At 66.7% G+C, this 21,482-nt stretch carries 20 protein-coding genes and 1 pseudogene; 10 read left to right on the forward strand and 11 right to left on the reverse strand.

Going from position 1 to position 21,482, the window contains the following annotated elements:
• Nucleotides 1-470, reverse strand: a 470-nt coding sequence (locus tag JMF90_RS01150; protein ID WP_201324934.1) for a phenylacetaldoxime dehydratase family protein, incomplete at its 3' end; no start/stop codon positions are given.
• A 96-nt stretch (nt 471-566) separates the two neighbouring features.
• On the reverse strand, nt 567-1,463 hold the full coding sequence (locus JMF90_RS01155; protein WP_011547796.1) for a transporter: 897 nt from the start codon (nt 1,461-1,463) through the stop codon (nt 567-569).
• A 512-nt stretch (nt 1,464-1,975) separates the two neighbouring features.
• Between JMF90_RS01155 and nthA the strand changes: the two genes are divergently transcribed.
• The 4 genes from nthA (at nt 1,976) to JMF90_RS01175 (ending at nt 5,307) form a co-directional block, all read left to right on the forward strand.
• Entirely contained in the window at nt 1,976-2,575 is a 600-nt protein-coding gene (gene nthA, locus JMF90_RS01160; RefSeq protein WP_011547797.1) for a nitrile hydratase subunit alpha, read from the forward strand.
• Nucleotides 2,576-2,619: 44 nt separating this feature from the next.
• On the forward strand, nt 2,620-3,273 hold the full coding sequence (gene nthB / locus JMF90_RS01165; protein ID WP_011547798.1) for a nitrile hydratase subunit beta: 654 nt from the start codon (nt 2,620-2,622) through the stop codon (nt 3,271-3,273).
• A complete protein-coding gene (locus tag JMF90_RS01170) occupies nt 3,270-4,532 on the forward strand; it encodes a GTP-binding protein (protein ID WP_011547799.1) in 1,263 nt (420 codons plus the stop codon). Before nthB ends, JMF90_RS01170 begins: the two co-directional genes overlap by 4 nt.
• A gap of 187 nt (nt 4,533-4,719) precedes the next feature.
• A complete protein-coding gene (locus JMF90_RS01175; protein WP_006485658.1) occupies nt 4,720-5,307 on the forward strand; it encodes a LysE family translocator in 588 nt (195 codons plus the stop codon).
• A gap of 12 nt (nt 5,308-5,319) precedes the next feature.
• Here the strand turns inward: JMF90_RS01175 and JMF90_RS01180 are convergent, their stop codons facing one another.
• The gene (locus tag JMF90_RS01180; protein WP_011694723.1) at nt 5,320-6,165 is read right to left on the reverse strand and encodes an AraC family transcriptional regulator; all 846 of its coding nucleotides are present in this window, start codon (nt 6,163-6,165) and stop codon (nt 5,320-5,322) included.
• Nucleotides 6,166-6,419: 254 nt separating this feature from the next.
• Nucleotides 6,420-6,977, reverse strand: coding sequence for an inclusion body family protein (locus JMF90_RS01185; RefSeq protein WP_006479130.1), 558 nt, complete (start codon nt 6,975-6,977; stop codon nt 6,420-6,422).
• A 355-nt stretch (nt 6,978-7,332) separates the two neighbouring features.
• On the opposite strand from JMF90_RS01185, the gene JMF90_RS01190 reads away from it, so the two are divergent.
• The 3 genes from JMF90_RS01190 to JMF90_RS01200 all read left to right on the forward strand — a co-directional run bounded on the left by JMF90_RS01190 (nt 7,333) and on the right by JMF90_RS01200 (nt 9,753).
• Nucleotides 7,333-7,887 carry an AidA/PixA family protein gene (locus JMF90_RS01190; protein WP_011547801.1) on the forward strand — a complete coding sequence of 185 codons (555 nt, stop codon included), beginning with the start codon at nt 7,333-7,335 and terminating at the stop codon, nt 7,885-7,887.
• A gap of 118 nt (nt 7,888-8,005) precedes the next feature.
• Entirely contained in the window at nt 8,006-8,560 is a 555-nt protein-coding gene (locus tag JMF90_RS01195) for an inclusion body family protein (RefSeq protein ID WP_011547802.1), read from the forward strand.
• Between the two features lie 398 nt (nt 8,561-8,958).
• Nucleotides 8,959-9,753 (forward strand): SDR family NAD(P)-dependent oxidoreductase, encoded by a 795-nt coding sequence (locus JMF90_RS01200; protein ID WP_011547803.1) that lies wholly within the window; start codon nt 8,959-8,961, stop codon nt 9,751-9,753.
• 39 nt (nt 9,754-9,792) lie between these two features.
• Here the strand turns inward: JMF90_RS01200 and JMF90_RS01205 are convergent, their stop codons facing one another.
• From JMF90_RS01205 to JMF90_RS01225, 5 genes are all read right to left on the reverse strand, one after another.
• Entirely contained in the window at nt 9,793-10,167 is a 375-nt protein-coding gene (locus JMF90_RS01205; RefSeq protein WP_034174823.1) for a hypothetical protein, read from the reverse strand.
• Between the two features lie 221 nt (nt 10,168-10,388).
• The gene (locus tag JMF90_RS01210) at nt 10,389-11,459 is read right to left on the reverse strand and encodes an AI-2E family transporter (RefSeq protein WP_011694722.1); all 1,071 of its coding nucleotides are present in this window, start codon (nt 11,457-11,459) and stop codon (nt 10,389-10,391) included.
• A gap of 137 nt (nt 11,460-11,596) precedes the next feature.
• Nucleotides 11,597-12,706, reverse strand: a complete 1,110-nt coding sequence (locus JMF90_RS01215; RefSeq protein ID WP_201317137.1) for an NADH:flavin oxidoreductase/NADH oxidase — start codon at nt 12,704-12,706, stop codon at nt 11,597-11,599.
• Between the two features lie 103 nt (nt 12,707-12,809).
• Nucleotides 12,810-13,496, reverse strand: a complete 687-nt coding sequence (locus JMF90_RS01220) for a type 1 glutamine amidotransferase domain-containing protein (RefSeq protein WP_011547806.1) — start codon at nt 13,494-13,496, stop codon at nt 12,810-12,812.
• Nucleotides 13,497-13,851: 355 nt separating this feature from the next.
• Entirely contained in the window at nt 13,852-14,880 is a 1,029-nt protein-coding gene (locus JMF90_RS01225) for a substrate-binding domain-containing protein (protein ID WP_011547807.1), read from the reverse strand.
• Nucleotides 14,881-15,067: 187 nt separating this feature from the next.
• Here JMF90_RS01225 and JMF90_RS01230 point away from each other — a divergent pair, with 187 nt between their 5' ends.
• Both JMF90_RS01230 and JMF90_RS01235 read left to right on the forward strand, forming a co-directional pair.
• The gene (locus JMF90_RS01230) at nt 15,068-16,651 is read left to right on the forward strand and encodes a glycoside hydrolase family 68 protein (RefSeq protein ID WP_011547808.1); all 1,584 of its coding nucleotides are present in this window, start codon (nt 15,068-15,070) and stop codon (nt 16,649-16,651) included.
• 175 nt (nt 16,652-16,826) lie between these two features.
• Complete coding sequence (locus JMF90_RS01235) at nt 16,827-18,464, forward strand: glycoside hydrolase family 32 protein (RefSeq protein ID WP_011694721.1); 1,638 nt, start codon at nt 16,827-16,829, stop codon at nt 18,462-18,464.
• Nucleotides 18,465-18,532: 68 nt separating this feature from the next.
• Here JMF90_RS01235 and JMF90_RS01240 read toward each other — a convergent pair whose 3' ends face one another.
• Both JMF90_RS01240 and JMF90_RS01245 read right to left on the reverse strand, forming a co-directional pair.
• On the reverse strand, nt 18,533-19,282 hold the full coding sequence (locus JMF90_RS01240) for an SDR family oxidoreductase (protein ID WP_011547810.1): 750 nt from the start codon (nt 19,280-19,282) through the stop codon (nt 18,533-18,535).
• Between the two features lie 122 nt (nt 19,283-19,404).
• A complete protein-coding gene (locus tag JMF90_RS01245; protein ID WP_011694720.1) occupies nt 19,405-20,322 on the reverse strand; it encodes a LysR family transcriptional regulator in 918 nt (305 codons plus the stop codon).
• Between the two features lie 165 nt (nt 20,323-20,487).
• On the opposite strand from JMF90_RS01245, the pseudogene JMF90_RS01250 reads away from it, so the two are divergent.
• Nucleotides 20,488-21,482: pseudogene (locus JMF90_RS01250) on the forward strand (PLP-dependent aminotransferase family protein); the annotation flags it as partial.

Genomic DNA, 21,482 nt, shown 5'->3' on the forward strand with positions numbered 1-21,482 from the left:
GCGCCGACGCCGGGGAAATCGCTCGTAAATGCGTAAAGCGTCTCGAACTGCTCGGCGCGCGGCGCGACGATTTCCCGGAAGTAGCCGATCCCGTCCGCGAGGCGTGCGTCGGAGGCCCACCATTCGACGAGCGCCGGCGACGCGATCCAGCGCGCATACGCGGCCGGATCGCGCCAGTAGCCGACGGCAATCAGGTTCTCGTAGCCCTGATCGTCGGTGTGTTGCGTCAGGTCGAAGTTGTTCGGGCCGTCCTGCATACCGAAATCGGCGACGATCCGGCGCAACGCGGCCAGTGCCGCCGCGCGCTTGTCGGCGCCGCTGTATTGCACGCCGAAATAGCCCATCACGACCTGGTTCAGGTCTTCGGCGGCCCGGGCGACGTACATCGGGAACGGCGGCTGGTAATCGTCGGCGACGCGGCGCGACAGCGTCCGCGGGCAGATCAGGTGTTTGTCGATGGCGGATTCCATGCGTGACCTCTCTGGAAAGGGAATCGGGTGTCGAGGGTTCGACGTTGGGGGACACGGAGCGGCATGCACCGGCCATACCCTGGTGCATGCGGGTCGTCAGAAGATGTGCGCGTAACGCAGGCCGGCGAGCACGCTGTTCTTCGGACCGTTGCGCACGCTCAGGTCGGTGCCGAGCTGGATTTGCACCTGGTCGGCCTTCGTCACGAACTTCGCCGCGGTGATCCGCAGGCGCGTCGTACGCAGCGCGTCGTTGTTGTCCGCGCCGTCGACGCTCGTTTCACCGCCCCAGAGCTGGGTAATGCCGATGCCGAGCGACGTGCCTAGATCGGGCATGTAACGCACCATCGCCTGTGCGCTGTAGCTCATCCGCTGATGCAGCGTCGCACCGCTCGCGCCATACGACGTGTTGTTGCCGTACCAGATCGCGTCGCCGACGAGATCGAGTGCCCACTGCGGCGAAAAGTGCTTGACGTAGGCTGCCTGGAAATCGAGCGACCAGCGGTTGGCGCCGAGATTGAGGCCGCGGTTCTGGTCGTAACTCCCGGTCGGCGCGTAAACGTAGACCGTCGCGGCGACGACGTCCTTCGCTTCGTTCAGGCGGAATTTCAACGGCGCGGTCAGGATCACGTCGCCGACACCATTCGTACTGCCAAGCGCGCCGGCGTTACCGAAGCTGCTGATATGACCGAACGGCAGCAACACCTGCGGATCGATCGTGAGCCGGTCGGTGAGCTGGAACACATGCAGCAGGCGGGCGATGCCGACATTGGACTGCAGATCGAAATCCGACGTCCGGTGTCCATTCGCGTAGTACGCGTTCGTCGCCGAATAGTTGTAGTACAGCACGCCGATCGTCGCGCCGATCGGATACTGCTCGTAGTCGCCGGGATCGACCTCGACCGCGCCCGCGTAATGCGATGCGACGACCATCAGCGACAGGCCGATCCAGCGCGCGATCCGCTTCAGTTTCATTCTGTTGACGTTGTCCATCATGCTCCTCACCTGGATGCGCAGACACCGCCACGCTCGACGTACGACGAACGGGAACCGTTGCCGGACGGTGGAATCGCGGGGTGCTGGCTGACTGTTATTCCGCCGGTACTCGGAGAGCGCCGACGATTCGCGACACCGGACGGCCGTCGCTTGAGGGTGAGAATAGAAAGGCAAAATCCGCATTTCTGTTTTCCGGCGGAACAAGAAATTGGCTGTGGCGGACCTGCGCAGCCAGCGCCCCGCGGCGGTCGAGCAACGTGCGCGGGCTGCCCCAGTTTCATGCCGGACGCGCTGTCGACGCCGCGCATCGCCGTGCCTCCGGGTGCGCATCGGCGCCTGCCGCGCACCGGGGCCGTCTCGGCACAGTTTCCGATCCGTGCCGGCAAAGAACCGCGCTTTTTCTCTTCTTACCCTGCTCGTCGAGCGTGACCGACACGACACGCCTGCCCCCCGCCACGGCAGTCGCCACGCCGTGGCGGCGGTCGACCCGAACCACGACAAGGAGCCCCACGATGAACACGATTCCTTCCGAGGAAACCGTCTCGACGCCCGGCGAACGCGCCTGGGCGCTGTTTCGCGTGATGAAGGAGAAGAACCTGATTCCCGACGGCTATATCGACACGCTGACCGAGCTGATGTCCACGACCTGGGACCCGGCCAACGGCGCGCGCATCGTCGCGCGTGCGTGGGTCGACCCGGCATTTCGCGAACTTCTGCTGAAGGACGGCACGGCCGCCTGTGCGCAGTTCGGCTACACCGGCCCGCAGGGCGAATACATCGTCGCGCTCGAGGACACCCCGACGCTGAAGAACGTGATCGTCTGCAGCCTGTGCTCATGCACGAACTGGCCGGTGCTCGGGCTGCCGCCCGAGTGGTACAAGGGCTTCGAATATCGTGCGCGGCTCGTCCGCGAAGGGCGCACGGTGCTGCGGGAACTCGGCACCGACCTGCCCGACGACGTCGTCGTGAAGGTCTGGGATACGACTGCCGAAAGCCGCTATCTCGTGCTGCCCGTGCGGCCGGCCGGCAGCGAGCACATGACCGAGGAACAACTGCGCGCGCTCGTCACGAAGGACGTGCTGATCGGCGTTGCGCTGCCGCGCGCGCACTGACTCGCACCACGTTTCGCTCTCGACCTTCCTCTCGGAGATCACATATGGACGGCTTTCACGACCTCGGCGGATTCCAGGGTTTCGGCCCGGTGCCGCATACGATCAACAGCCTCGGCTACAAACCGGTCTTCAAGGAAGACTGGGAACATCTCGCGTACAGCCTGATGTTCGTCGGGGTGGACCAACTGAAAAAATTCAGCGTCGACGAGGTACGTCACGCAGTCGAACGCATCGACGTGCGCCAGCACGTCGGCACGCGCTACTACGAGCGCTACGTGATCGCGACCGCGACCTTGCTCGTCGAAACCGGCGTGCTCACGCAGGATGAACTCGACCGCGCGCTCGGTTCGCCTTTCCGGCTCGCGAACCCGCCGCGCTCCGCCGGCCGGGCGGCCCCGGCCGGGTCGACGCGGTTCGAGGTCGGCGATCGCGTCGTCGTTCGCGACGAATACGTCAGCGGACACATCCGCGCGCCGGGCTACGTTCGCGGCAAGACGGGCGTCGTGTTGCACCGGACGACCGAATCGTGGCCATTCCCGGACGCGATCGGCCACGGCGACACCGGCGCCGCGCATCAGCCGACCTATCATGTGGAGTTCCGCGTGAAGGATCTGTGGGGCGACGCCGCCGACGACGGCTATGTCGTGGTCGACCTGTTCGAGGGCTACCTGGATCGCGCGTCCGGGCAGAGCGCATGACGACGCCGGCCAATCGACACTTGCCGGCCGCCCCGGCGCCGAGGATTCCGGTCACCGTGCTGTCCGGCTTCCTCGGCGCCGGGAAGACGACGTTGCTGAACCACATCCTGCGCAATCGCGCCGGCCTGAAGGTCGCCGTGATCGTCAACGACATGAGCGAGGTCAACGTCGACGCCGACGACGTGCGGCGCAACGTCGAGCTGCATCGAGGCGAGGACGAACTGGTCGAAATGACCAACGGTTGTATCTGCTGCACGCTGCGCGCCGATTTGCTCGAGCAGATCAGCACGCTGGCGCGGCAGCGTCGCTTCGATTACCTGCTGATCGAGTCGACGGGCATCTCGGAGCCGATGCCCGTCGCGGAGACGTTCGCGTTTCTCGACCGGGACGGTTTCAGCCTCAGCGAACTCGCGCGGCTGGACACGCTCGTCACGGTGGTCAACGGCGAGACGTTCGAGGACATGATCGCGTCGGCCGAACCCGTCACGCACGACGCCCCGCCCGCGAACGGCGGCGATGCCGGTCCGCCGCGCACGCTGTCGGACCTGCTGATCGAACAAGTCGAATATGCGAACGTGATCCTCGTGAGCCGACTCGACCGGATCGGCCACGCGGGTTTCGAGCGGCTGCGCGCCATTCTGGCCTCACTGAATCCGTCCGCGCGAATCCTGCCGATGCAGCACGGCAAGGTCGATCCGTCGGACGTCCTCGATACGCGGCGCTTCGATCTGCCGGCGCTCGTCGAATCGCCGGGATGGATGCAACGCATGCAGGCCGACGAACGCCCGTCGGAATCGGATGCGTACGGGGTCGCGTCGTGGGTCTATCGCGAACGTGCGCCGTTTCATCCGGCGCGCCTGCTCGCGTGGCTGCGGCGCCCCTGGACCAACGGCCGACTGCTTCGCTGCAAGGGCTATGTGTGGGCCGCGCACCGATATGCGGAAACCGCCATGCTCGTGCAGGCCGGCGACACGTTCCAGTGGGGCTACGTTGGCCGATGGTGGCGGTTTACGCCACCGTCGGACTGGCCACACGACGACTATCGTCGCGAGGGCGTGCTGAAGAAATGGGAGGAGCCGGCAGGTGATTGCCGGCAGGAAATCGTGTTCATCGGGCAGTCGATCGATCACGTCCGGTTGCGTCGCGAACTCGATGCGTGCCTGCTGACGGTCGAAGAAATCGACGCAGGCCCGGAGTCGTGGCGCCAGCTTCCGGAAGCCGACGCGTTCGACGCGCTCGCGACGCCCGCCCATCCGTGAAATGAGACTCGATGGCTTCGGCGGCCACGCCTGCGTCCTGTCGCTTTCGGTCGGCTCGTGAGCGCTGCGCCGGATTCAGCGTGACGTGAATCCCGACAGCGCCGCCGAGGGCAGTTTTCTTCAATACGGGCCGGCGCCGCGCCCGTAGTCTCGATGCGACTTTCGACATGTCGCATGGAGACACCTGATGAGCATGCTGGTTTCGATGGCCGCGTTCGCGCTCGCCTCGTCGATCACCCCCGGTCCCGTCAACATCGTCGCGCTCAGCGCGGGCGCCCGCCACGGCCTCGGCGCGAGCCTGCGCTACGCGGCGGGCGCGACGCTCGGCTTCGTCGCGCTGTTCCTGCTGATCGGGCTCGGCCTGCACGCGGCGCTCGCGCGCTGGCCCGTGCTGACGACGGCCACGCAGTGGTCGGGGATCGCGTTTCTGCTGTATATGGCGCTGCGACTCGCGCTCGACGACGGCCGGCTGTCGGCCGATCCCCACGTGGCCGGCCCGTCGGCGGCGTCCGGCGCGGCGATGCAGTGGCTCAATCCGAAGGCGTGGCTCGCGTGCGTGGCCGCGATGGGCGCGTATGCGGCCGATGGCGATCGCGCGCAGGTCTGGCAGTTCGCCGCGCTGTATCTGGTGATCTGCTTCGCGTCGATCGCATGCTGGGGCTATGCGGGCGCGTCGCTGCGGCACCGGCTCGCGAACGCGCGGCGCATGCGCGTGTTCAACCGGCTGATGGCGCTGCTGCTCGCGGGCAGCGCGCTGTTTCTGCTCGACGTGTAGCCGTCGTGGCGGTCAGCGCATCGCGCTGCGGTACTGCCCGGGCGTCGCGGCCGCGATCCGCCGGAACGCGCGCTGGAAATGCGCCTGGTCCGCAAAGCCGGCGTCGAGCGCGACTTCGGCGATCGGCCTGCCACGCCGCAATTCGGTGCGGCCGTACTGCACGCGCCGATCGATCAGGAATGCATGCGGCGTCATCCCGTAACGCGCATTGAATGCGCGGATCAGGTACGACGGCGACAGGTCGGCCGCCGCGCAGATCGCATCGAGCGTGACGGCCTCGCGGCAATGGGCGGCGATGTAGTCGGCCGCGCGCGCAAGCTTTGCGTTGTCGTCTCCCGGCCGCGCATCGGGTAGTTCGCGGTCGAGCGCGCCGTGCAGCGCCGTGAAGAATTCGACCGCCGCACTCTCCTTGCCGAGCGCATCGATGCCGGGCGACACGAGCGTGCGGTAGAAGCCGCCAAATCGCGCGAACAGATCGCCGCGCTCGGTCAACTTCGGCGAAAACCCGTGAAAATCGCGGTTCGGATCGCCGCCCAGCGAATGTTGCAGCCGCGCGAGCCACGGCACGTCGACATAGACCATCCGGTACGCCCATGCATCGGGGCCGTACGGGTTGCACGCGTGCACCTGCTCCGGGTCGATGATCACCAGCACGCCGCGCCCGACGTGCGCGTTCGTCGCGCCGTTCACGTACGTGCTCGTGCCGCCGACGATCGCGCCCACCGAAAACGTGTCGTGCGTGTGCTTCGCGTAGCAGATCGCGCGCCCGTCGTCGACGGTGCGCGCCTCGATGAACGGCAGCGCGGTATCGCGCCAGAACGGCGACGGTACGGCGGATCGGTTGGCGGTACGGCTCACGCGGTGGGCTCCGGGTTCGAACGACGAACGCTCACCGTACAAGACTGTGTGGCGCCGCGCAACCGGATCGCGCTGCTTCGCCGCTGCGCAGAACGGTGGTGCCCACGGACATGATCGTGGGCACCACCCTGCGCCGCCGACTTCCCGCACGAGGTGCGGAGGATGACGCGCTTACGCTGAAACAGCGCCCGCCCTGCACCTCTGCTTGCACACGCGTTTCCGCATGCTCGGGCGCTGAAACCGACAGCAGCGGGTCAGGCCGGAACGATGATCTTCGGGTCCCACCAGTAGTAGCCGAACAGTTCCTGGTTCTGCCCGCCGACGAGCTTGTAAAGCGCGAAGCACACGCCGAAATATTCCGTCCCGCTTCGCCGGACCGACGAGTCGAAAGTCGCGAACGTGAGTTGCTTCTTCAGCGGCGGGAGGCCATTGCGGGTCCCCGAATCCGGGTTGGGTTCCACCGCGCCATTGCGGACGACCGTGTTGCAGACGAACGGGTTGAATACCTCGTCGCCTTGATAGCGCGGGATGTTGTAGATGATCACGGCATCGTCGGAGTTGTCGTAGATCGACACGCCGGTGAACTGGACGCGGTCACCCGGGTAGGCGGTGATTTCCAGGTCGGCCGTACCCTGCCCCTTGACGCCACGCGCACCGGTGCAGATCAGGAACTGGCCATTGTGGGCGATGCCCGTCGGCGCGGCCTGATTCTGGCTCGGGTTCGGATACGTCTTCTTGACCCATTCCGTATCGATCACCGCGATGATGTTGATGTCCTGCGCGCTTGATGCAAGCGTGATTTCGGAAGCCATGGTTAATCTCCATTCACTAAGCGTTATGAATTTGAGTCCGACGACACGTCATTAGCGCGTCAAGGACAATATCAATTCATTCACCCACCAAAATCAATTACAACCGATTACGCGGTGACGAGCGCTTGACCTCGCATACAACAACCTGTAATTCAGACCCGGAAAATCAATAAAAATCAATTACAGTCGATTACACGCCCCCCTCCCGATCTAAAAAATTAATTCTCCCCAAAATAAATTCCCCATCAAACCTGACAGGTACTAAAACAAATATAAATGGACAATACTGACGAAGCGCATCGCCGATGCGCCACGCGCACCGAACGGGCAATTAGCCTGTCATGGAGGCATTCAAATGAAAGTCGATCCGAATATCATCAACCTGGAAAAAGTCGCTCAGTCCATTCAAATTCTTGCCGTTATCGACACGGATTACATAAAGAAGAGTTACCCCAATCCGAGCCTGAACGCGCAAAATCCGACCGGCATCGCCAGCACTGCGTTGTTCATGCTCAACGGCCACACGCCCGGCGTGAGCAGTTCGGAAGGAACCGGTAATCTGGGCCTGAAATTGAATGTTGGCGACAAGGTATCCCTGATGGGGACGTCGCTATCCGACAATTCGGGAGACGCTGCGCTGATTTACCACGTCCAGCAATACTCGGGCGCTCAGGTGTTCGGTCCGTTTACCGCGGTGACCATCGAACAGGCTGGCGCGGCGAGCGCTGCCGAGACGCCCGACATCATTGCGACCTCGGCGCAATCCCAGGTCTTCCAGGCATTCGAATCCGTCGCAAAATCGTCCGGGTCCGAGTACCTCGCAACGTCTTTTGCGCTGTATACGCGGAGCCAAAACAGGAAATCCTTGTTCGGCTACTTCTTCTGGGTCTGGCAAGCCTCCGCGGCTTGAAGCGAGCCCCCAACAACTCGCTCCGATGCGATACGGAGCGATTCAAGCCGGCAGGTTTTACGCGGCGCCCCACAGGGTGCCGCACCTTTTCCGCGTTAAACCAGAATGGAGCACCCGTATGACAGCCGATCCTGGAAGCCTCACTCGCGACACGACCGCGCAGCAAATCGACATCCTCGCCGTCATCGACACGGAATATATCAAGCTGAGGTACCCGCATCCGAGCAAGCAGCCCGAGTTACCGATCGCCGTCGATCATCGCGCCGTGCGCCTGCTTTACACCGGCGCGCGCGGCGCGTCGATCGGAAATGGCCCGGCGGACCCCGTTCTGACGCTGTATCCCGGCGACACGGTTTCACTCCGAGCGATCTCCCTCTATGAAAACGCGGAAGACGCGGTGCTGATTTATCAGGTTTCGCACCTGTTCGGCCAGCAAGTTTTCAATCCGTTTTCGCAGGACTTCCTCGACGTGAACGCCGTGCAACTGAACCCCGAAACGCGCGACGGCCTGCCGCCGCTGACGCAGCCGCAAACGTTCGTCAGCATCGGCGCCAAGGCGAGAGAGAGCGGGATCGAAACGCTTGGCGCCTGCTTCGGGCTCTATACGCTGGAAAGAAGCACCCAGGAGTTGTTGGGATACTACTGGTGGGACTGGTTCGTCACGTGTTCGTGATCTTCGCGTTTCATCGCTGACGATTCGCCCGTTCTGCGAGCGTGGGTCGCGAGAAGGCCAGCGGCATGCACGATATCCGCCAGGATCGGTTGTTGCGCCGATCCTGGCGGCCCGGATATCGACGGGTTGCCATCGCAGCCGGCGAATACGTCATCGGTTCGGTATCTCGCGGGTAAAGCACGCGCGGGATACCAATTTCGCGCCCGCTCGCCCCGAACCGACAGGAATCTCGCGCGTCCGCCATACCCGGCAGCACGTCACTTCGCCCCCCGGAATTCCCGCGTGACCGCTGCCGACGCGCTCGCGACATGGCCTATTGAGCGGAATTTGCCTAAGCTTTGAATTCCGTCCGCCGCGGCACGCGCGGCGACCCTCGTTCACTCTTCCCCGTCACGCTCATGCAGATCGATCTGAAAGGCAAGACCGCGGTCGTCACCGCTTCCACCGCCGGCATCGGGCTCGCGATCGCCGAAGGGCTCGCGCGAGCCGGCGCGCACGTCGTCGTCAACGGCCGCAGCGACCCGTCGGTGCAATCCGCGCTCGAGAAACTGCGCGACACCGTGCCCGGCGCAAGCTTCGACGGCGTCGCCGCCGACCTGTCCGACGCGGCCGGCGTCGCGCGCGTCACGCAGCACACGCCGAATGCCGACATTCTCGTCAACAACGCGGGCATCTACGGCCTGAAGGCGTTCTTCGACATCGACGACGCCGAATGGGAACATTATTTCCAGATCAACGTGATGTCCGGCGTGCGGCTCGCACGGCATTACCTGAAAGGGATGATCGAACGCAATGCCGGGCGCATCGTGTTCATTTCGTCGGAATCGGGCCTGAACATCCCCGTCGACATGATTCATTACGGGTTCACGAAAACCGCGCAGTTGTCGATCGCGCGCGGCCTCGCGAAGCTCGCGGCCGGCACCCATGTGACCGTCAATTCGGTGCTGCCGGGGCCGACGATGTCGGAAGGCGTGCGCGAGATGCTGAAGGCGCAGGCCGACGAAACGGGCCGCAGCATCGACGACATTGCAGTGGAATTCGTGCGCAGCGAGCGCGCCAGCTCGATCATCCAGCGGCCGGCGACGACGGAGGAAGTCGCGAACCTGGTCGTGTACGTGTGCTCGCCGCAGGCATCGGCCACGACCGGCGCGGCGTTGCGCGTCGACGGCGGTGTAGTCGACACGATAGCGTGACGGCAGTATGACGCGCTCGCGCGGCGCGTGGCCGCCGCCCTATCGCGACGCGCTCTTGCCCTGCTGGAGCGTGCCCTTGCGGTCGGCGTCCATGCACGAATCGAAGCCGTGCTGCGTGACGACGCCGGCCTTGTCGAACACGACGAAGAAAGCACGATGATCGTTGCCGTGCTCGATGAAGTAGTTGTAGCAGACGCCGCTGCCGTTGCGGACCATCCAGACGCTGCGCGGGTTGCCGGCGGCGCGGACGACGTCGGCGCGCGTCGCGCCGTGCCGCGACGCGGCCCGTGCAAGCGGCGTGCGCGAATACGAAAACGGCAGCCACGAGTCGAACCACGCACAGCCGTGCAACATCAGGCAACTGGCGGCCAGGGACAGCGTCGCTGCGGGACGGGCCATCGGAATCAATCGCATGCTCGGGAAATCTGCTGCGCCTACCGGCGTGATCGAAAGCCCCATGCTACTCGACCTTTGGGTCCGGATCGAAAAGAAATGTAGAGATCTTCATCCGAATCCCTGCGTTTGCACGCATCCGCACCGGCCGAATCGTCAGCGATCGTTGCAGCCGGCCTTCGCATGCGCGGCCCGCCGCGCCGTTGCAGCGCGACGTCGAACCGGTGCGGCGGCATGCGCGCTCAAGCGATCCATTCGGCCCACAGCATCGTGAGCACCGTCATCAGCGCCGGGCCGACGAACAGCCCGATCAGGCCGAACGTCTCGGCGCCGCCGAGGATGCCGAACAGCACGAGCAGGAACGGCAGCCGTGTCGAACCGCCGATCAGCACCGGCCGCACGAAATGCTCGGCGACGAACACGACGATGAACCCGAGCGCCGCGACCACGACGGCCCACATGGTCGCCCCCTGCACGAACAGCCAGAGCGCCGCGCCGCAGAACACGACCGGCGCGCAGAACGGCAGCATCGCGGCGACCGCCGTGACGAGGCCGAGCAGCGCCGCATGTGGAACGCCCGCGAGCGCGTAGGCGACGCCGAGCAGCGCGCCCTCGCCGAGCCCGACGACGACGAGCCCCGTCACCGTGCCGTACACGGCCGCGACCATCCGCTCGATCAGTTCCGCGCCGTTGCGCCCGAACGCGCGCCGCGCGCCCTGCAACAACGCACCCGACAGCTTGTGGCCGGCACGCAGGATCACGAACAGCGTGACGAGCATGAAACCGAATTCGAGCAGCACGTGCGCGAGCTTCGTGCCGAATTGCCGCCCGAACGCGATGAATTTCTCGCCGTTGACGCCGTGCATCGCGGTGGCCGCATGCAGCGGATGGCCGAGATTGGCCTGCCACCATTCGGTGATCTGCGCCGCGCCGTACGGCAACCGGCTGACCACGTCCGGCAGCGGAATGCCGTTGTCCTGGACCGTGTGCAGCCATTCGCGCAGGTCATGCGCCTGCGCGAACGCCTGGGTCGTCGCGACGGCCACCGGCAGCACCACGAGCAGCGAAATCGCCGCCGTGATGACAGTGGCGATCAGCGTCGGCCGGCTGCGGAACAACCGGTGCGATTCGAAGCGTTTCAGCAGCGGCCACATCGCGATGGCGATCACGCAGGCCCAGGCGATGGCGGGAATGAAGTCGCGGATCACCCACAGCGCGAGCAACAGCAGCGCCGCATACAGCGCGACGCGGGCGATCTGCTGGACGCGCGGCCGCGCGGCGGAATCGTGAGACGACGGGACATGTGCGCCCATGGCACCTCTGTCGAAATGAAAAAAAGGCGGTTCGCCCAGGCAATCGGCCTGGACGAACCGCCATTCTATCCATCGGCGCCGGATCGGCGGCACGCGGGATGCGCGCACCGCCGCGGCGCTGCATCGACACGCCCCGCTTACGCCGCCTTGTCGGCGACCCGGTAGCGCTCGAGCCAGTGCGCGTACGGCGCGGGCAGCGTCCACGACGGACGCTCGACGCCGAGCTGCTTGGCCGCGTAGTACGGCCAGTGCGGATCGGCCAGGTGCGCGCGGCCGACCATCACGAGATCGAGCTGCGCTTGCTCGACCACGCGGTTCGCCAGTTGCGGCGTGTCGATTCCCCACGCGGACGATACCGGCAGCCCGGCCTCGCGGCGCACGCGTTCGGCGATCGGCGCGAGGAATGCCGGGCCCCACGGAATCTGCGCGGTCGGCGTCGAGAAGCCGACCGATACGCTCAGCATGTCGAGCCCTTCCCGCTTCATCCGCTGCGTGAGCGCGATCGACTCGGCGAGCGTCTCTTCGTCGCGGCCGTCGTATTCGATCACGCCGAGGCGCGCGGTCAGCGGCAGATGCTCGGGCCAGACCTTGCGAACGGCCGCGAGCGTATCGACGAGGAAGCGGCCGCGGTTGTCAGCCGAACCGCCGTATTCATCGGTGCGCTGGTTCGAATGCACCGAGAAGAAGCTCTGGCCGAGATAGCCGTGCGCGAAGTGCAGTTCCAGCCATTCGAAACCGAGGTCGCGCGCACGCTGCGCCGATGCGACGAAGTCGGCCTGCACACGGGCGATGTCGTCGTGCGTCATTTCACGCGGCACCTTCGGCAGGTGCGCGCCGAACGGCACGGCCGACGGCGCGATGGTCTGCCAGCCGCGCGGATCGCCGTCGGCGATATGGTCGTCGCCTTCCCACGGGCGATTCGCGCTCGCCTTGCGACCCGCGTGCGCGAGCTGGATGCCGGGCACCGCGCCGGCCGCCTTGATCGCCGCGACCGACGGCGCGAATGCCTCGGCCTGCGCGTCGTTCCACAACCCGGCGCAGCCCGGCGTGATGCGGCCTTCCGGCGACACGGCCGTCGCCTCCGCGATCACGAGGCCCGCGCCGCCGCGCGCGATGCTGGCCAGATGCACGTGATGCCAGTCGTTGACGACGCCCTCTTCGGCGACGTACTGGCACATCAGCGGCACCGCGATGCGGTTGCGCAGCGTGACATCCTTGAGTTTGAACGGTTCGAACAGGGCAGACATCCACGACTCCTTTGCTTGGTTCTGCAAAACGGCTGGAAATGCGCCATGCGGTGCGCACGACGCAGCGATGCGGGCCATCGGCGGGCCGGCCGGCGCCATGCTTTCAGCGGTGACCGAGCTTCGCGAGCAGCGCCTCGGCCGCGGGCGCCGACGACGCGGGGTTCTGCCCGGTGATCAGCAGCCCGTCGGTGACGACATGCGGCGCCCAGTCGGCGCTGCGCTCGAATTCCGCGCCGTTGGTCTTCAGCATGTCCTCGACGAGGAACGGCACGACTTCGGTCAGCTCGACGGCCGCTTCCTCGCTGTTGGTGAACCCCGTCGCGCGCTTGCCGCGCACGACCGACTCGCCGGTCTGCGGGTTCTTCACGTGGCGCAGCACACCCGGCGCGTGGCACACCGCCGCGACCGGCTTGCCGGCCGCGAGCGCGCGCTCGATCAGGCCGATCGAATGCAGATCCTCGGCGAGATCCCACAACGGGCCGTGGCCGCCTGGGTAGAACACCGCGTCGTAGTCGTCCACCGACACATCGGCCAGCTTGCGCGTCGACGCGAGTTCGGCCTTGGCCGCGGCATCGGCGTCGAAACGGCGCGTCGCGTCGGTCTGGGCCGTCGGGTCGCTGCTTTTCGGATCGAGCGGCGGCTGGCCGCCCTTCGGCGACGCGAGCGTCAGCTCGATGCCCGCATCCTTGAACGTGTAGTACGGCGCGGCCAGTTCCTCGAGCCAGAAGCCGGTTTTCTTGCCGGTGTCGCCGAGCGTGTCGTGCGAGGTCAGGACAACCAGGATCTTCATGATCGGACACTCCTTCGAAAATGAACGGGGAAACGGGGCCGCACGTCGGCGTGCCACGCCTGTCGGTTAGTCAGTCGGCGCGCGGCAACGTGCGATTCATTCATCCGCATGCGATATATGCCTATTAGACCAGTCGTCTAGACGCGGCCGAAATAAAACGACGACATCTCGCTGCTTGAATCTGCCTGAGGCGTCGCCGCATTCACAAGCACGGATGATAGCCTCGGATTAGACCGGTCGTCTAGAAGAACGCGTATTCGCCCCTGCCATCGTCATGGCCTTTGCGACGGGGGCGCCGTTCAGCAACGGCCGCCGTCGCTTGCCCGCCCGCCGTCGCCTCGCCGCTGGGTGCGGGCTACCCGCGCAACGGACCGTCCGTGTCGCCCGCCTCGATGGCCGGCGCTTCGAGCCGTTGATCGCACACGCCATCGTCCAGCAGCCGCAGCATCAGTTCCGCGAGCGCACGCCCCGACGCGTGGCCGGTCGGCTGCACGACCGCCGTGACGCGATACGGGTGCGCGATATCGGCCGGCACGCCGTCATAGACGATCAGCGACAGGTCCGTCCCCAGGCGCAGCCCGTTGTCGACCAGCACGCGAAACGCGCCGCTGCCCGCGATGTTGTTGTCGACCAGCAGCGCGGTCGGCGGCTCGGCGCGCGCGAGCAACGCCCGCGCCGCCTGCTGCCCGCCGTCGGGCGTGAACGGGCATTCCACGAGCAGCGCCGGATCGGCGTCGATACCGGCTTCGCGCAAGGCCGACAGATAACCGGCACGCCGCTGCGCGGCGAAATTCAGCGTCAGCGGCGCGCTGATCATCGCGATGCGCCGATGCCCGAAGCCGATCAGCCGGCGCACCGCGTCGCGCGCGCCCGCCTCGTTGTCGAAGTCGAACCACGCGTACGGGCCGGCGGCCTGCGTGCGACCGTACGCGACATACGGAAACGCGCTCGCTTGCAGGTACGCGATCCGCGGATCGTCGACCCGCGTGCGCGCGACGATCAACCCGTCGACGAGCTTGCCGTCGACGATCCGCCGATAGGTGTCCAGTTCCGCGTTCGGTCGCGCGGACGCGATGATGAAATCGAGATTGCGCTCGGCGAGCCGCTCGGTGATGCCCGCGACGACCTCGGCGAACCGCGGATCGCCGAGATCGCCGGCGCCGAACGGATACACGATCCCTATCATGTCGGCCCGTCCGGTCGCGAGCCGGCGCGCGGTCGGATCGGCCACGTACCCCATTTCCCGCGCGGCCTTCGCCACGCGTTCGCGCGTCGCCTCGCTCACGTCGTCGTAACCGTTCAACGCGCGGCTGACCGTCGTCCGCGACAGGCCGAGCGCGTCCGACAGCGCCTTCAGATTCACCTTCACCGTCACTCCTCGCATGCGTCGATCCGCCCGGCTGCCCGAATCCCGGGACGCGCCGACCGGGTAATTATTTCCAATTGGTAACGATTACCGTCAAATAAATATCTTTTGCGTTCCAAACCGGTTTGAAATAGCATCCAAACCGGTTTGGACATCGATGCCCACTCAGCCGTTCACTTTCACCTTTCCAGGAAACAACGACGAGATGACATACTTTCCCCTTTTCCGTCCGGTCGCGGCCAAACGTTTGCTGCTCGCTGGCGGCGCACTCGCCGCCTTCGCGTCCGTCGCGCACGCGCAGTCCAGCGGCACGGGCGCGCCCGTGCCCACGCCCCATACCCAGCAAGCCTACGATCCCGAAGGCAACTTCACGATGCGCTGGACGCGGGCGGACATCCGCCAGATCGTCGCGCAATCGCACACCGCGGGCGCCGACAAGAATTCGCTGCCGCAAGCGCTGACGATGCCGGACATCCCGCAGGATTTCCCGCTGATCAACTCGAACGTGTGGGTGTGGGACACGTGGCCGCTGGCTGACCTGCGCGCGAACCAGCTCAGCTACAAGGGCTGGGAGGTGATCTTCTCGCTCACCGCCGATCCGCACGCGGGCTACACGTTCGACGACCGTCACGTCCACGCCCGCATCGGCTTCTTCTATCGCCGCGCCGGCATCCCCGCATCGCAGCGCCCCGCGAACGGCGGCTGGACCTGGGGCGGCCACCTGTTCCCCGACGGCGCGAGCGCCCGGGTGTTCGGCACCGCGCCGATGACCAACAACGCCGAATGGTCGGGCTCCGCGCGCCTGACGAACGGCAGCAACGTCAGCCTCTACTACACCGCGACGTCGTTCAACCGCTCGGCGCCCGGCGGCGCCGACATCACGCCGCCGCAGGCGATCATCACGCGCGCCGACGGCAACATCCACGCCGACGACAAGCACGTGTGGTTCACCGGCTTCGACGATCACAAGGCGCTGCTGCAGCCGGACGGCAACTACTACCAGACCGGCCAGCAGAACACCTACTTCTCGTTCCGCGATCCGTTCGTGTTCACCGATCCCGCGCATCCGGGCAAGACCTACATGGTGTTCGAAGGCAACACCGGCGGCCCGCGCGGCTCGCGCACCTGCACCGAGGCCGATCTCGGCTACGCGCCGAACGATCCGAACCGCGAAGATCTCAACGCGGTGATGAATTCGGGCGCAGTGTATCAAAAGGCCAACGTCGGCCTGGCGGTCGCGACGAACCCGCAACTGACCGCGTGGAAGTTCCTGCCGCCGATCCTGTCGGCGAACTGCGTCGACGACCAGACCGAGCGCCCGCAGATCTACCTGAAGGACGGCAAGTACTACCTGTTCACGATCAGCCACCGCACGACGATGGCGGCCGGCGTCGACGGCCCGGACGGCGTGTACGGCTTCGTCGGCAACGGCATCCGCAGCGACTTCCTGCCGCTGAACGGCGGCAGCGGCCTCGTGCTCGGCAACCCGACCGACTTCTCCGCACCGGCCGGCGCGCCGTACTCGCAGGACCCGAACCAGAATCCGCGCGAATTCCAGTCGTATTCGCACTACGTGATGCCGGGCGGGCTCGTCGAGTCGTTCATCGATGCGATCGGCCCGCGCCGCGGCGGCACGCTCGCGCCCACGGTGAAGGTGAACATCAACGGCACGTCGACCGCGGTCGACCGCACGTATGGACGCGGCGGCCTCGGCGGCTACGGCGACATCCCGGCGAACCTGCCGGCGACGGGGGCCGGCCACAACGACGGCAACGGCCAGGGCAACTAGGAAACCCCGAATAACCATCGTCGATAAAGGCACGAGGTTCAGGAGGTGCGTATCGCGCGTGTCGCGTGTGCGCCTCCTCTTTTTCTTTCGACTTTTCCTTTGACCGTTGCGCAGGCCGTCGTTGCAAACGGCCTGCGCCCTTTCCCGCTTCGCCCGACGAAGCGCCTGGTCCCGCATGAATTCGACGTCTTTCCGCTTTTTCGTCCGGCTCGTCCGGCTGCTGTTCGCCTGCGTGGCCTGCACGCAGGCCGTGGCCGCTCCGTGCCACGCGCCGCCCGACAACGGCACGCCGCAATGGCGGCCCGCCCTCCACTACACGCCGCAACGCAACTGGATGAACGACCCGAACGGGCTCGTCTACGCGAACGGCCGCTATCACCTGTTCTATCAGTACAACCCGCTCGGCAACGACTGGGGCAACATGTCGTGGGGGCACGCGACCAGCACCGATCTCGTTCACTGGCGCGAGCAGCCGGTCGCGATGCGCGCGAACGCCACCGAGGAAATCTTCTCGGGCTCGATCGTCGCCGACACCCTGAACACGTCCGGCCTCGGCACGCCGGGCCACACGCCGCTCGTCGCGCTTTATACGAGCGTCTACAAGCCCGGCTCGGGTCACGCGCCCGGCATCCAGGCGCAGTCGCTCGCGTACAGCCTCGATCAGGGCACGACCTGGCAGCCATATGCGCACAACCCGGTGCTGACGCTCGATCCGGAATCGAAGGAATTTCGTGATCCGAAAGTGTCGTGGTACGCGGCGGGCGGCTACTGGTTGATGACGACGGTCGTTGCCGACGCGCACGTCGTGAAGCTCTATCGCTCCGACGACCTGATCCACTGGTCGTTCCTGAGCGACTTCACGCTGCCGGACGTGCCGCATGCGGGCGCGCTGTGGGAAATGCCGGACCTCATACCGTTGCCGCTCGACGGCGATCCCCGCCGCATCAAGTGGGTGATGATCGTCAACGTGAATCCGTGGTCGATCGCGGGCGGTTCCGGCGCGATGTACTTCGTCGGCAACTTCGACGGCCGCACGTTCGTGCCCGACCGCGTCGCACCCGCCGGTTCGGACCCCGCGCAATTCCACTGGGTCGACCACGGCGCCGATTTTTACGCGGCCGGCACGTTCTCCGGCGCACCGGGCGCCCGGCCGGTCGCGATCGCATGGATGAGCAACTGGGATTACGCGGCCAAGGTGCCGACCACCCCATGGCGTGGCGCGACCACGCTGCCGCGCGAACTGGCGCTGAAGACGATCGACGGCGAGCCGACCCTCATCGTCGTGCCGGCCGCCGCCTTCGACGCGTGGGCCGACGGCCGGCCCGCCGTGCATGAAGGCGACCTGACGGTCGACTCCGCCACCCGCGCGCTGTCGGCCGCGACGCGCGGCGTCGTCCAGCGCATCACGGTGACGATCTCGCCGCAGCGTGCCGCGCGCGCGGGCCTGATCGTCCGGCGCTCGACCGACGGCTCGATCGGCACCCGGATCGTGTACGACACGGCGAAGCGCACGCTGACGCTCGACCGCTCGCAATCCGGCGAAGCGAATTTCGCCAGCACGTTCAGCCGCGAGCACATCGTCGATCTGCCGCTCGAACACGGGCAACTGCGGCTCGAAATCGTCGTCGATCGCGGCTCGGTCGAAGTGTTCGCGAACGGCGGTCGCGTCGCGCTGACGGACCTGATCTTTCCGCCGCTCGACGCGGATCGCGTGGCCGTGTTCGCCGAGCAAGGCCGCGCGACGTTCGCAGGGTTGACGGTGACGCAGTTGAAAACCGGCGACGACACGCGCGGTGCTTGTGCGCCACGATAGGTGCAGGTGACGGGGCCCGCTCGCCCGGCATCGCATCGCCGGTTACGGGCCCCGCCCGCGTCGCCCCCTTAGAGCAATCCCATCCCGCCCGACGCGATGATTTCCGCGCCGACGATGAACGCGGATTCCGGCGCGCTCAGGTGCAGCACCGTCGACGCGATTTCGTCCGGCGTGCCGAACCGGCCGATCGGCACGAGGCCCTTGATCTTGTCGGCCGTCGCGTCGAGCGTCGCCGCGTCGAGCCCGAGCTTGCCGTACAGCGGCGTCTGCACGGGCCCCGGGCTCACCACATTCACGCGCACGCCATGCGGCAGCAGTTCCGTCGACAGCGTCTTCGCGAACGAATTGACGGCCGCCTTGCTCGCCGCGTACACCGACGAGCCGGGCATCCCGATATGCGCGTTGATCGAGCCGTTGATCACGATCGATGCGCCGCGGTTCAGCAGCGGCACGAGCGACTGGATCTGGAAATACGCGCCCTTCACGTTGGTGTTGAACACGAGATCCCACATCGCTTCGTCGCTGTCGGCGAACGGCGCGAGTTTCGCGACGCCCGCGTTGACGAATACGGCGTCGAGCCGCACGCCGGCGGCGGCGAGCGCGTCGGCCAGCGCGCGGGCCGATGCGACGCTGCCGGCTTCGTTGCGAATCGCCAGCGCGCCTTCGCCGAGCGTTTGACGGGCGGCTTCCAGCGTGTCGGCGTCGCGCCCGGTGATGACGACTCGCGCGCCTTCGACCGCGAATGCGCGGGCGGCCGCCAGGCCGATGCCGCTGTTGCCGCCCGTGACGAGGACCGTCTTTCCTTCGAAGCGTTGCATGATGTTCTCCTGTGAACCGGTGAGTTGACCGTGAACACAGGATGCGCGCGGCGCGCGGCCTTGCCGTGCGACGGGCACGACGGACATGTTCGAAAACGTCGAACATGTTTGAGCGAGCGCGCTCAGCCGATCACATCGATCCCGTCGAGCAGCCGCTGCGCGAGCCGCGGCTCGCGCAGTTGCTCCAGCCACCATTGCAGCGCGCGGCCGTCACGATCGCCGTGCCACGCGACGTACAGCAGATTCGGCTCGCGCGGATCGGCCGTCGGCTTCTCGACCAGTTCGCCGCGCGCGAGCAGCGACGCGACGCGCCGGCGCGGCACCCAGCCGACGCCGAGCGCATCGCGCTGCGCGAGGATCTTCGCGCGCATCGACGGCACCGCGAGCACCGCCTGCCCGCCGAGCAGGCCATACGCGCGGCCGGCCGCCCGCCGTGACGAATCGGCGACGACGACCGAGCGGTGCGCACCGATCGCGTCGCGCGTCAGCACCCCGCTCGCGGCCGCCAGCGGATGGCGCGGCGACACCGCGAACACCCACTCCATCGCGCCGAGTTCGAACCACTTGAGGCCCGGCATCGCCGGCGGCTCGTTGGTCGCGCCGACGACCAGATCCGCGCGGCCGTCGCGCAACGCTTCCCAGGTCCCGCCAAGCACCTCGTGCGTGAAACGCAGCGACACGCCGGAATCGAGCGCATCGAACGCGCGGACGACCGGCAGGAGCGTATCGAACTCCAGCACCTCGTCGCTGACGATCCACAGCCGGTCCTCCCAGCCGCTCGCGACCTGCCGCACGCGCTGCGTCAGCCGGGCGACGTCGAGCGCCAGCCGCGCCGCCTCGTCGGTCAGCAATTGTCCGGCCGGCGTGAGCTGCAGCCGGTAGCCGCGCCGGTCGAACAGCAGCGCGTCGAACCGGGTTTCGAGCTGGCGCGCCGCATGCGACACCGTCGACGGCGCCTTGCCGAGCCGCGCGGCGGCACGCGACAGGCTGCCGGTGGCGCGGATCGCGTCGAGCAGCGCCAGTTCGTCTTCGGACAGCATGAGGTCGCTCCGCGGTGAGGTTTGTGGTGGATCGTAAGGCAGCAGCGCACGGCGGTCCAATCGCGCGAGGGCCGGTGCGGCTGCGAGCCCGGAACCGCCGCCGGCGCGGTCGAGTTCCGGTATGCTGATCGAGGTGAAATCACACGAATCGAGGTAACCACTGCGATGGACATCGCGATCCGCATCGAAGGCCGTCACGACCTGACGGGGCAAATCTTCCGGCAACTGCGCACCGCGATCGTCGACGGGCGTCTCGAAGGCGGCGCGCGGCTGCCGTCGACGCGCGATCTCGCGAAACAACTCGGCGTGTCGCGCAAGACGACGCTCGACGCATTCGAGCGCCTGGTGGCCGAGGGTTACCTGACTACGCGCGCCGGCGACGGCACGTTCGTCGCCGATGGCCTCGCGCGCGTGCCGCACGCCGCGGTGACGTCGGCGCCGTCGATCGTCGACGAGCGGCCGCGCATCGATGCGGTCGATGCGCGCGCGCTGTGGAACGACCTGCCCGACGCGCTCGCGATGCCCGCGCCGCAGGATTCGCCCGGCTTCGACTTTCGCGGGGGCGTGACCGACAAGACGCTGTTCCCGTTCGACGCATGGCGGCGCTGCCTGCATCACGCGCTGCGCCAGCAGGCGCGCGGCCCCGGCCAGTACCACGATCCGGCCGGCGATCCGCAGTTGCGCGGCGCGATCGCGCGCTACGCGGGATTCAGCCGCGCGGTCGCCTGCAGCTGGGACGACGTGCTCGTCACGCAAGGCGCGCAGCAGGCGCTCGACCTGCTCGCGCGCGTCGTCGTGCGGCCGGGCGACGTCGTCGCGGTCGAGGACCCCGGCTATCCGCCCGCGCGCGCCGCGTTCGCGTCGCTCGGCGCGACGGTGATCGGCGTGCCGGTCGACGCGCAGGGACTCGTCACGGAACGGTTGCCGGACGACGCGCGGCTCGTCTACGTGACGCCGTCGCATCAGTTCCCGCTCGGCATGCCGATGACGCTCGAGCGCCGCGTCGCGCTGCTCGAATGGGCGCAGCGCCGCCGCGCGGTGATCATCGAGGACGATTACGACGGCGAATTCCGCTTCGAGGGCCGGCCGGTGAATCGCTGAAGNGCCTCGACCGCACGGGCCTCGTCGCGTACGTCGGCACGTTCTCGAAGACGATCTTT

Origin of the sequence: Burkholderia sp. E168m23, assembly GCF_016586125.1 — a bacterium.
GTDB lineage: Bacteria > Pseudomonadota > Gammaproteobacteria > Burkholderiales > Burkholderiaceae > Burkholderia > Burkholderia orbicola.

Excerpts from the sequence above, each read along its gene's own strand:
- JMF90_RS01185 (WP_006479130.1), bottom strand. The coding sequence starts at position 6,977 with ATGGCTTCCGAAATCACGCTTGCATCAAGCGCGCAGGACATCAACATC.
- JMF90_RS01170 (WP_011547799.1), top strand. The coding sequence starts at position 3,270 with ATGACGACGCCGGCCAATCGACACTTGCCGGCCGCCCCGGCGCCGAGG.
- JMF90_RS01205 (WP_034174823.1), bottom strand. The coding sequence starts at position 10,167 with ATGCGATTGATTCCGATGGCCCGTCCCGCAGCGACGCTGTCCCTGGCC.
- JMF90_RS01245 (WP_011694720.1), bottom strand. The coding sequence starts at position 20,322 with ATGCTGTCCGAAGACGAACTGGCGCTGCTCGACGCGATCCGCGCCACC.
- nthB (WP_011547798.1), top strand. The coding sequence starts at position 2,620 with ATGGACGGCTTTCACGACCTCGGCGGATTCCAGGGTTTCGGCCCGGTG.
- JMF90_RS01155 (WP_011547796.1), bottom strand. The coding sequence starts at position 1,463 with ATGATGGACAACGTCAACAGAATGAAACTGAAGCGGATCGCGCGCTGG.
- JMF90_RS01215 (WP_201317137.1), bottom strand. The coding sequence starts at position 12,706 with ATGTCTGCCCTGTTCGAACCGTTCAAACTCAAGGATGTCACGCTGCGC.
- JMF90_RS01210 (WP_011694722.1), bottom strand. The coding sequence starts at position 11,459 with ATGGGCGCACATGTCCCGTCGTCTCACGATTCCGCCGCGCGGCCGCGC.
- JMF90_RS01230 (WP_011547808.1), top strand. The coding sequence starts at position 15,068 with ATGACATACTTTCCCCTTTTCCGTCCGGTCGCGGCCAAACGTTTGCTG.
- JMF90_RS01175 (WP_006485658.1), top strand. The coding sequence starts at position 4,720 with ATGAGCATGCTGGTTTCGATGGCCGCGTTCGCGCTCGCCTCGTCGATC.
- JMF90_RS01220 (WP_011547806.1), bottom strand. The coding sequence starts at position 13,496 with ATGAAGATCCTGGTTGTCCTGACCTCGCACGACACGCTCGGCGACACC.
- JMF90_RS01225 (WP_011547807.1), bottom strand. The coding sequence starts at position 14,880 with ATGCGAGGAGTGACGGTGAAGGTGAATCTGAAGGCGCTGTCGGACGCG.
- nthA (WP_011547797.1), top strand. The coding sequence starts at position 1,976 with ATGAACACGATTCCTTCCGAGGAAACCGTCTCGACGCCCGGCGAACGC.
- JMF90_RS01190 (WP_011547801.1), top strand. The coding sequence starts at position 7,333 with ATGAAAGTCGATCCGAATATCATCAACCTGGAAAAAGTCGCTCAGTCC.
- JMF90_RS01235 (WP_011694721.1), top strand. The coding sequence starts at position 16,827 with ATGAATTCGACGTCTTTCCGCTTTTTCGTCCGGCTCGTCCGGCTGCTG.
- JMF90_RS01195 (WP_011547802.1), top strand. The coding sequence starts at position 8,006 with ATGACAGCCGATCCTGGAAGCCTCACTCGCGACACGACCGCGCAGCAA.
- JMF90_RS01200 (WP_011547803.1), top strand. The coding sequence starts at position 8,959 with ATGCAGATCGATCTGAAAGGCAAGACCGCGGTCGTCACCGCTTCCACC.
- JMF90_RS01240 (WP_011547810.1), bottom strand. The coding sequence starts at position 19,282 with ATGCAACGCTTCGAAGGAAAGACGGTCCTCGTCACGGGCGGCAACAGC.